This is a genomic window from uncultured Psychromonas sp. (genome assembly GCF_947489755.1).
Taxonomy (GTDB): domain Bacteria; phylum Pseudomonadota; class Gammaproteobacteria; order Enterobacterales; family Psychromonadaceae; genus Psychromonas.
On record NZ_CANLFB010000099.1, the window covers coordinates 1 to 253 of the forward strand.

Here is a 253-nt window from a genome sequence, read left to right on the forward strand (position 1 = left end):
GCGTAAAGGTCGTTGTATCTGAACTGTCTACATCACTTAACGATAATGTGCCCGTTGTACTTAACGTTGCTGCATCACCTTCTGTAACAGACCCCGTTGCATCGCCTGCCACAACAGATAAGTCGTCAACACCGTTGATAGTAATAACAATTTCTTGTTCAACACCATCGCTGGTTGTCACCGTAATAGTATCGGTTAATGACTCACCGTCATCTAGCGCTTGAATAGCCGCTTGGGTATTATCCGCTGCGTA

General features: G+C 45.5%; 1 protein-coding gene. It reads right to left on the minus strand.

The features are described from left to right. On the minus strand, positions 1-253 hold a 253-nt coding region (locus tag Q0794_RS18170), incomplete at both ends, for a VCBS domain-containing protein (protein WP_298944289.1).